The organism is Mucilaginibacter sp. (assembly GCF_036383575.1).
Taxonomy (GTDB): domain Bacteria; phylum Bacteroidota; class Bacteroidia; order Sphingobacteriales; family Sphingobacteriaceae; genus Mucilaginibacter.
Genome location: NZ_DASVOB010000498.1, coordinates 1 through 9,563, shown reverse-complemented (window position 1 = coordinate 9,563; position 9,563 = coordinate 1). Strand labels below are relative to the sequence as shown.

The 9,563-nt window shown below is 40.7% G+C and carries 5 protein-coding genes; all 5 read right to left on the bottom strand.

What is annotated here, in order from left to right:
* Positions 1-467: VCBS repeat-containing protein (locus VF500_RS17785; protein ID WP_330860966.1), on the bottom strand; the 467-nt coding region annotated here is incomplete at its 3' end.
* Positions 454-3,756 (bottom strand): VCBS repeat-containing protein, encoded by a 3,303-nt coding sequence (locus VF500_RS17780; protein ID WP_330860965.1) that lies wholly within the window; start codon positions 3,754-3,756, stop codon positions 454-456. The genes VF500_RS17780 and VF500_RS17785, both read right to left, overlap by 14 nt.
* Before the next feature lie 70 nt (positions 3,757-3,826).
* A complete protein-coding gene (locus tag VF500_RS17775) occupies positions 3,827-5,374 on the bottom strand; it encodes a RagB/SusD family nutrient uptake outer membrane protein (protein ID WP_330860964.1) in 1,548 nt (515 codons plus the stop codon).
* A gap of 10 nt (positions 5,375-5,384) precedes the next feature.
* Positions 5,385-8,366 carry a SusC/RagA family TonB-linked outer membrane protein gene (locus tag VF500_RS17770; protein WP_330860963.1) on the bottom strand — a complete coding sequence of 994 codons (2,982 nt, stop codon included), beginning with the start codon at positions 8,364-8,366 and terminating at the stop codon, positions 5,385-5,387.
* A gap of 511 nt (positions 8,367-8,877) precedes the next feature.
* The coding region (locus VF500_RS17765) for a DUF6377 domain-containing protein (RefSeq protein ID WP_330860962.1) at positions 8,878-9,563 on the bottom strand (686 nt) is incomplete at its 5' end.

The following is a 9,563-nucleotide window of genomic DNA, read 5'->3' as shown; positions in this document are numbered from 1 at the left end:
TTAAAGGTTTTATAGCCCGACACCACGCTTACGTAGATATCCTTAAAGCCATCGCCGTTAACATCAACTACGGTTACGCCGGTTTTCCAGTTACCCGTACCGGCGACGCCTGCTCTATCGGTAATATCTTCAAATTTCATCCCGCCTTTGTTAAGGTAAAGCTTGTTAGGGCCCTGATTGGATACAAAATACAGATCGGGCAGACCGTCATTATTAAAATCGGCAGCGGCTACACCTGCCCCGTTGTAGAAATACAGGTAATCTAAAATGTTAACCGAATCGGATACGATGTTCTTATTTACAAAATTAACGCCTGTTTCGGCAGCTGGGAGCAATTTGAATACGCCCTCCCCGGCTTTTTTAGGCTTGCAGGAAAATAACCCTGCCACACCAATACAAAACAGGGTAAAACAATATCTGAACATATATTTGGTAAACAGCATTAAGTTGGTGTTAGCGTAGTTCATAAGCTTTAAGCGGTTCGTCATTAATGCCAAACAGGTAATAGTTTTTACCTGCTGCATTTTTAATAACTGCTGATGAGCGTACCTGCCCGTTTAAATTCAGGCCTGTTTTTGCAGCCGGAAAATAAGTAAAGCCATTCTTTGTGTATTGATAAATCAATCCGCGGTTGGCATCCAACCTGCCGACCTCGGGTTTAAAGCCATAGAAGTTGCCACCCAATACGATCTTCTTAACACCTGTATTATCAAGATCGGCACACAAAATAGTATTCACCATAGATAGCTGGGCATCCACAGGCAGGGGTTTACAAACAAATTTTCCGTTTTTATTTAAAAACACTGCCGAAGCCAGGAAATTCATTTGATGAGTTTCGGCACCATCAAGCATATCGGCAGTAAATACTTCATTAAATGGCTTGCCAGCATAATCAATGTAGCGAAGAAAACGCTTTTTGAGGATCGGCATCTGACCAACCAGATCGGGCTTCATATGAAAAACATAGTTTACACCGTCGCTTTTATACATGGAGGTCACACATTCTTTGGTGCCGTTATTATCAAAATCCTTTATGTGAATTTCCATAGGCTGATCAAACGAGGCCCTGAATTTTGAATTGAGACCAATGTTGCCGCCAATAATATCGAGTGTGCCATCGCCATCTACATCAGCAATTTCGAGACTGCTCCACCAGCCTTTGTAATTGGCTAATTGCTTATCCTCGGTGAATTTCCCTTTATTGTTTTTAAAGATCCTGATGCCCATCCAGTTACCTGCAACTATCAGATCGGGCGAACCATTATTGTCAATATCGGCCCATTTGGCTGCGGTTATCATGCCCAGTTTTGTATCATTCCCCAACACAGATTTTGAAACGTCGGTGAAATGACCGTTGCCATCATTATGAAAAACGAAGGATTTAGGCGAGCATCCGTAAAGCCCGGGAACGCTCCTGCCACCAACAAAAAGATCGGGCTTACCGTCACCATCATAATCGGCCGAAACAATTATCGAGGCATTAACGGCAGCATGCAAGGTTCTTTCAGGGTCGCGGTGAAAATTACCTTTACCATCGTTCACAAAAAAACGCGGGTTGTAAATCGGGGTTCCGGCCTCGTCGGCGTTGCCTCCTACCCCTACTATCAGATCCTGGTCGCCATCGCCATCAAAATCACCAAAAACAGCACCGGCACTTTCCAGATACCCTTGTTTTTTAAAATCATCGGGAATAGTCAGTTTAAACCGGCCGTCTTTCTGCTGGATATAGATAGCTGCAAAGCCGTTTTTTGAGCTACCGAAATAAAAATCCGTCAAACCGTCGCCATTAACATCTGCTGTTGCCATGTATGGATTTTCGGTCGATAACATTTGAAGCATCAGCCGCTCATTATCAAAATCGATAAAATCATCTTCTTTATGCCTTGGAATGCTATCAAATATTGATTTGGTAACATCGGCAAACATTGTTTTAACAGGAGGCTTTGTCCAGTTATATTTCAAATTGGCATCAGCTTGCTTAATAATGTAAAGTTTATCTGCGGTCACGTTTTTCAGCAACTGATAATTACTACCCGGCCAGATCACCTGTATCGAATCAATTGATTTGTATTTACCGGTACCAATAGTAAGTAAATTAGGCGATGTGCAGCTTTGAAAGCCGCGGGTTGGCTGATTATAATAAATCAATGAATTGCCTTTCATAAACACTTTTACAGTAGCGCCTACTCCAAAAGTATTTAGCCCTGTACCTTTTAATTTTAGCTGAATATGGTGGTTACCATTTTTTTCGGCGTTATTTTTAAATATAGACACCAACGCGTTTTCATTGTTTACAATCAGGTCGTTATCGCCGTCATTATCCAGATCGGCATAGGATGATCCATTGCTGAAGCCCGGCTTATCCAAACCAAAATCGGCAGATTTATTGGTAAATGTAAGGTTGTGATTATTTAAATAAGCATAATTTGACTGGGGGGATGAACCCATTTTATCGGTAAAGTCTTTATAATCGAATTTCTTTCTGCCTTCGGCAATCTTGGCCATGTTATCGCGATTGCCTAAAAACTCAATATAATCCTGATCGGTAAGGTCTTTATAAATTCCGTTTGATACGAAGATGTCTTTCCAGCCATCGTTGTCCATATCAAACATTAACGCCCCCCAACTCCAGTCAGTAGCGGCTACGCCCGAGTAAAAGGCGGTTTCAGAGAAAGTGCCATCGCCATTGTTTACCTGCAGGCAGTTTTGCATGTATTGGTTATAATAACCGTCACGCTGTTTTGCTTTGATCACGTCATACGATTCGAACGCAGTCATCTTTTTTAAACGCTGATCACCTTCCGGCAGCATCTCCGTGGTGAAAATGTCATATTGCCCATCGTTATTAATATCGGCAATGTCCGATCCCATTGATGCCAGGCTCAGGTGGCCGGTTTCATTTTGAATATCTTCTTTAAAAGTTCCGTTTTTTTGATTGATGTAGAGATAATCGCGCTCAAAAAAATCATTAGAAACATAAATATCAGGGTAGCCATCCTGGTTAACATCCGCAACAGAAACACCCAGCCCAAAACCTATGTCGCTTGAATATATGCCTGCCTCTTTAGTTACGTTGGTAAAATGACCGCCGTCATTCCGGTATAAGCGTGCGCCGCCGAGCTCATCAACAACAGCACGCAAATTCTTACTGAAGTCAAATGATTCTATCGGCCTGAACGAGTTATTTAATACAAAGCAATCCAGGTCGCCGTCGTTATCATAGTCAAAAAAAATGGCCTGGGTGGATAATCCATTATCTACCAGGCCATACTTTTGGGCTTCTTCCTTAAACGTACCATCATGCTGATTAATAAATAGCTCATTGCCCTTTTCGTTACCATGGGCATTGCCGCTATGACATACATATATATCAAGCCATCCATCACCGTTGATATCAACCATGGTAGCCCCGGTGCTCCAGTATTTAGTTCCTTTAACCCCTGCCTTATCGGTTACATTTTCAAATTTCCAATTCCCTTTGTTGATATAAAGCTGGTTGCCCCCCATGTTTGAGGTGAGGTAAACGTCATTCAAGCCGTCATTATTAATATCACCTATTGCTACACCACCGCCGTTGTAATAGTTACGGAAGGTGAACACATTGGTACGGTCCTGATCATTTAGCTGGTTGATGAAATTTACGCCAATGGCGTCATTGTCCTGCAGGGTAAATAAAGTGTTTTTGCTGCCACCATTACAGGCACAAAGAATAGTAAAGGCTACGGCTAATATAAACAGAGGTATTTTTGGATGCATATAATCAGGGATAAAACAAACGTAGCGGAGTTTTCCGCTACGTTCCTTTCAATCAAATAAATCTCAACTATTAATAACCTGTGTTTTGTTTAAGATTAGGATTAGAGTCGACAGCACGGGCGGGTATCGGATATATCGTCCTGGTTTTATCGCTTTTGTTTGGACGTTGATCAACCGGATCATTAAACTTCTCAAACCTAACCAGGTCATTTCGTCTCCAACCTTCATAATACAACTCGAAACCGCGCTCAGCAAGCATTGCTTTCAGATCTAAAGTAGCCAGCGCAGTAGCCCCGCGAGGGGTCCTTACGCCATTTACGATTGCAAGGGCTGATTCACCATTCGGATCGGAACCTCCTCTCAGTATTGCCTCTGCCTTCATTAACCTAACATCGGCAAAGCGTAAAAAGATATACGTATTTGTAGCAAAGTCGTCGTTAACAGAACCATCTGCTGCTGGATGCGGAAAATATTTAATAACACGGATACCCTGTGCTTCCGTAGAATAGTTGAGGTTTACATCGGGTGTAAAAATAAGCGGGGAGCCACCACGTTGTTTAAGGGCAACGTGTCCCGGGCCATATTGCTGACCAACCAGGAAACCTGTGTTTAACCCGTTACGATCTGTGAGTTCAGGATACGAGCCGCCGCGCCTTTCATCTTTCGGATCAAATGAGTTGTAGAAGTCGGCAAGGGTAGTAAATCCGTTCCATCCACTTGGCGATTGGTTATAGTGCATACCCATCCTCCAGCGATTGTGAGTATTGGCCGGCGCATTTGTAGAGGTGTTGATTATACCGAATATGATACCTTTTGACTTATCGCTATTATCCCATGCAAACTCCTGGAAATATTTACCAGCGGGTTCTAATTGATAACCGGCATCGGCAACCCGGTTGGCAAATACTATAACGCTATCCATATCTGTTTTAGCGAAAGTAAATGGCCCCCCAACTGTAGTAGCTTTATATACAGCTTTATTAAGGTACACTTTGGCCAACAGCGCTTCAGCAGACGCTTTACTTGCAATACCGGCGGACGCGGAGGCTCCAAGATTTGTTTCGGCAAACCTGAGATCTTTTATTATGAAATCAGTTGCTTCGCTACGTGAAAAAACCTTAGGGTTTTCATCTAAAGGTGCATTAGGATCTTTAAAAGGAGCCTGCCCATATAAATCAACTATTTGAAACATGAAGTATGCGCGTAAAAAGCTTGCTTCACCTTTGGTTTGAGCACTTGACTGCGTCGAACTGATAACCTGAGTTGCCCGGTAAACACCTATATTTAGTTGATCCCAGGTATCACTTATCTGGTTATGGAAGGCATCCCAGGTATGCGTATGCAATTTACGCCAGGTTCCAAAATCCCCCCAGTCAGTTCCCCTGGTTGGGCCCATCATTTCATCTGTCGAATGCTCTTGTAGTGCATAGGTATTTGCCTGGTCTGATTGACCGTTTAGTTGAGTATAAACCCCTTTCAAATCTGATGCAGAACCGTTGCTCACATCCCTTATCACTTTTGAGCCGTAAACCTTTTCATCAAGTTTTGCGCAGCTCATTATTGCCAGTAACGATGTTGCCAAACAAACAACGCTCGTTCTTTTTATTAATTTTTTCATTTATATGCTTTTAAAATCCTGCAGTTAAACCAAATGTATATGTACGGGCTTTAGGATATGCGGTATAATCGATACCCCTTGACGGCACACTATTGATGTCCTTATTAACATTTATTTCAGGATCAAGTCCTTTATAACCGGTAATGATAGCTAAGTTTTGGCCGGTAAGCGCCGCCCTCAGGGATTTAATAAATTTACCATTCTTCAATTGGAATGTATAACCTAATGTTACGTTTGAAAGACGAACAAAATCACCTTTTTCGAGCCAGCGAGTTGATACCTGGCCTGAATTAAGTGGATTTTCATTAGTAAATGCAACATCGGTTGAAACATTATGACCTGTTAACAAGCTACCACGGTAGAAATATGCGTTTGCTGTGTTATCATAGATATAAAAACCTGTTACCGCATTAAGGAAAACACTTAAATTCCAGTTACCATAGGTGAAATTATTGGTTAAGCTTGCTGTAAACTTAGGTAGAGCGCTGCCTTGTAGGGTTTGCACGTCGATACCATTAGGGTAAATACCAAAGCCGTCTTTATCAAGACCAGCATACTGAGTAACCTTAAACGTAAATAATGGGTAATTATCCTGTATAACCTGCGAAAAAGCACCAGACAGCCCCTGACCACTGATTGCACCAGTTTGCACTACCTTATTTTCAAAACCCTTTACTTTGTTTTTCAGTAAAGTCATGTTATAGTTAATATCCCATGTAAATTTGGAACCCTGAACTGCGGCTATGTTTACGCCAAATTCCCAACCCTTGTTCAATACATCTCCCGGAAGATTTATCCATTGAGCAGTAGATGCTGAGGGCTGAGCCTTATAGTTAAGGAACAATAAGTCTTTAGTACTTTTATGAAAATAATCAACAGTACCAGTTACCCTATTGTTAAAGATGGCAAAGTCGATACCGGCACCATAGTTGGTTGTTGTTTCCCATTTCAAATCGGGGTTAGGCGCATAAAGCTGAGTGGTGCCACCATTCAGATCTGATTGATAAAGGGAAAGTGATTGATATGGTGGAAATTCCTGATTACCTGTTTTACCATAATTTAAACGCAGGCTCAAATCATCAAAGATACCTTTTGGTGCAAAACTTTCATTCATAACTTTCCACTTAATCGCTAATGCCGGAAAAGTTGCATACTTGTTGTTTTTACCAAATTTAGATGATCCATCCGTACGTACTGTAGCTGTTAACAAGTATTTATCCTTATACGAATAATTTACACGTGCATAGTATGATTGCAACTTAGATCGTGTTGTATCACCGAATATTGGAAATGGATTTTGAAAATCATTTATATTTTTCACCAGCACATTGGCTTGTGATGTCTTGAATCTGATATCATTAAAGTTTTTGTTGTTAAATACCTGGTATGAATAACCACCCAATATAGTTAATGAGCTGTTATCAGTCCATTTTTTATCATAGGTTAAAGTTTGTTCAGTGATTTCGTTGCCAAGTTTAACTGTTTGCACAGCGCCCATACCGGTACCAGATATAGCCGGAGTAGTTTTGCTCCTTATATTACCGCTGCTTGTATACCCTTGGATCCTCGGATCGTAGAAAGTATAACGTTTAGCTAATGAATAATCATTGCCATAAGTACCGCGATAAGTTAAATTCCTGGTAATTTTAACGCTAAGCCCTAAATTGGCTAAAATGCGATTTACGTTATCCCTATCCCAGGTATTGTTAAGCATGTCTACCGGGTTAAGGCTGCTGCCGTCATAGTAATAAGTGCCATCGGGTTTTTTAACCGGGTAAGTTGGATTTAATCCGATAGTGGCGCCGATAAGGCTACCCTGGAAACCCGCATTATTCGTAATAGGTGCATAAACGTTTTTCACATTTGACCCCAGCAAATTAAGATCAAGCTTTACTACATCTTTGTATAAAGACTGGGTAGCATTGATCCTTACAGTACCGCGTTTTAGTCCCGACTTTTTGATAATACCATTTTGATCATCATAACTTCCGGATACACGGTAAACAAAACCGCCGGTTGCGCCGCCAAAACCTAAATTAAAATTCTGAGAGAACACTTTTCTTAATATCTGATCCTGCCAATCAGTATTAGCACCTTTGTTAATAGCGTCAGCATCTGCACCGGTTGCGGCAACTGCTTTAAGAAACTGTGATGCGTCAAGCAATTTATAACGGCTTGCCGCTGTTGAATAAGAAGTGTTTTCAGAAAATTGTATTCCCTGCCCTTTTCTACCTTTTCTTGTGGTGATCAGCACAACACCGTTCGCACCCCTTGAACCATAAATAGCCGAGGCAGAGGCATCTTTCAATACTGAAATATTTTCGATATCGGCAGGATTAAGAAAAGAGAGGGGGTTACGGGCCGATGACATACCGATAGGGCTTGCCGCATTTGAAGCTGCATATGAATCATTTGATACCGGAACACCATCAATTACATATAAAGGATCATTTCCTGCTCTGATTGACGCCGCGCCCCTGATATTTATTGACGCGCCACTTCCAGGTTCCCCACTGCCGGGAGTAACGATAACACCTGCTATACGTCCTTGAAGCAATTGATCGGGTGTTGCGATTTGCCCTTTGTTGAAATCCTTCGTGCTTAACGACGCAACTGATCCGGTAGCGTCCTTAACACGCTGTGTACCGTAACCTACCACAACTACTTCGTTAAGGGCCTTACTGGCCGATTCCATACTTACGTCAATCTGTGTTTTACCGTTGATTGGAACTGTAAGATTGGAGTAACCTACATAGGTAAATGTAAGGCTTGCCGCATTTGCCGGCACTGAGATCCGATATGAACCATCTGCTGTGGTTATGGCACCGCCTGACGCGCCTACGGCAGTTACTACCGATACCCCTATTAAAGGAGAACCATCTTTTTTGTCGGTCACTTTACCTGTTATCACCTTATTCTGGGCCATAGCAGGCTCCATCAAAAAGAGAAAAACAGCAAAGAAACATACGTTGAGTAAATGTTTAATTTGCATAAAACTTGAGATTTAGTTGAAATTGGTTGTTGTTTGGGTTTAGTTTTTAACCCGTAATAAAAAGAGACCTACATCTTAAACGAAATCATGCCAATATAGTTTCAGGGTTATCATAATAAATAATACCTCAAAGTATAAGCACAAATGCTGTGAAAACATTACCTGTACAGGCTCACGCAGATCGATACAGGATAAGGGTTAACAATAACTGGTCGTTAAAAATGTAATGGTTTACAATTATTACATGTTAAAATCTAATGCAATTTAATTATAAATAAACTCAGAAAAGAGTTTACGACTGCCGGCTACGGTTAAAATGGCCTATTTTAATATTTTTATAAATTTTTTCGATGTTTTTAAAAATCAAACACCTGATAAACAGACAATTATATAAATTACAGTATCGAAAAATATAATGTTTTTTTAATTATTTATAATACTTTTATAGCAAAAAAACCTGCAAGATTGAGGTGTCTTACAGGTTTTCATATATATTGTCTTTCTCTAACAGTTAATCAAAGTCAAAAGCCTTGATATCCATAATACGTTGTTCAAATTGGTCGGGGTGCAGTGATTTTGCTTTGATCCTCATCTTGTAAACGTAAATGGTATTTACAGAATACTCCAATATTTTGGCAATGGTTTCATTATCTGCAATACCCATTCTTATAAGCGCGAATATGCGGAGGTCGGTATTTAATACTTCATCTTCATCCGGCCAGATCTGATCCTTTTCAGCAAACAGGCCGTTAAATACCGTAATGAAATTGGGGAAGATTTTTAAAAAGATATGATCAAAGCTGTAGTACAGATTTTCTCTTTCTTTTTTGATATCAATATTATTTACAAATGTATGAATGGCATCATACTTCTTCATTGAAAGCTTGGCATCAATAGAGATCTTCAAATTTTCGAGCTTAACTATATACCCCGAAATAGCTTTGAAAAACTGCCCGATATATTCCTCCTTGATTTTTGCATCTTCAATTAACTTCCCGTTGATATGGTTTAATTGCAGATTTTTCCCCTCAATGATGGCTTCTTTGATCTTCAGTTTTTTCAGTTGCTTGATGATCATCACCAGGAAAAAAACCACCAGCAAGGCAAGCGCGGTAATAACTACAAGGACCACCAGGAAGCGGTTTTTTTGATGCTCGGTATTATTAAGCTCGGCAGCGGCTATTAAGGGTAAAATTG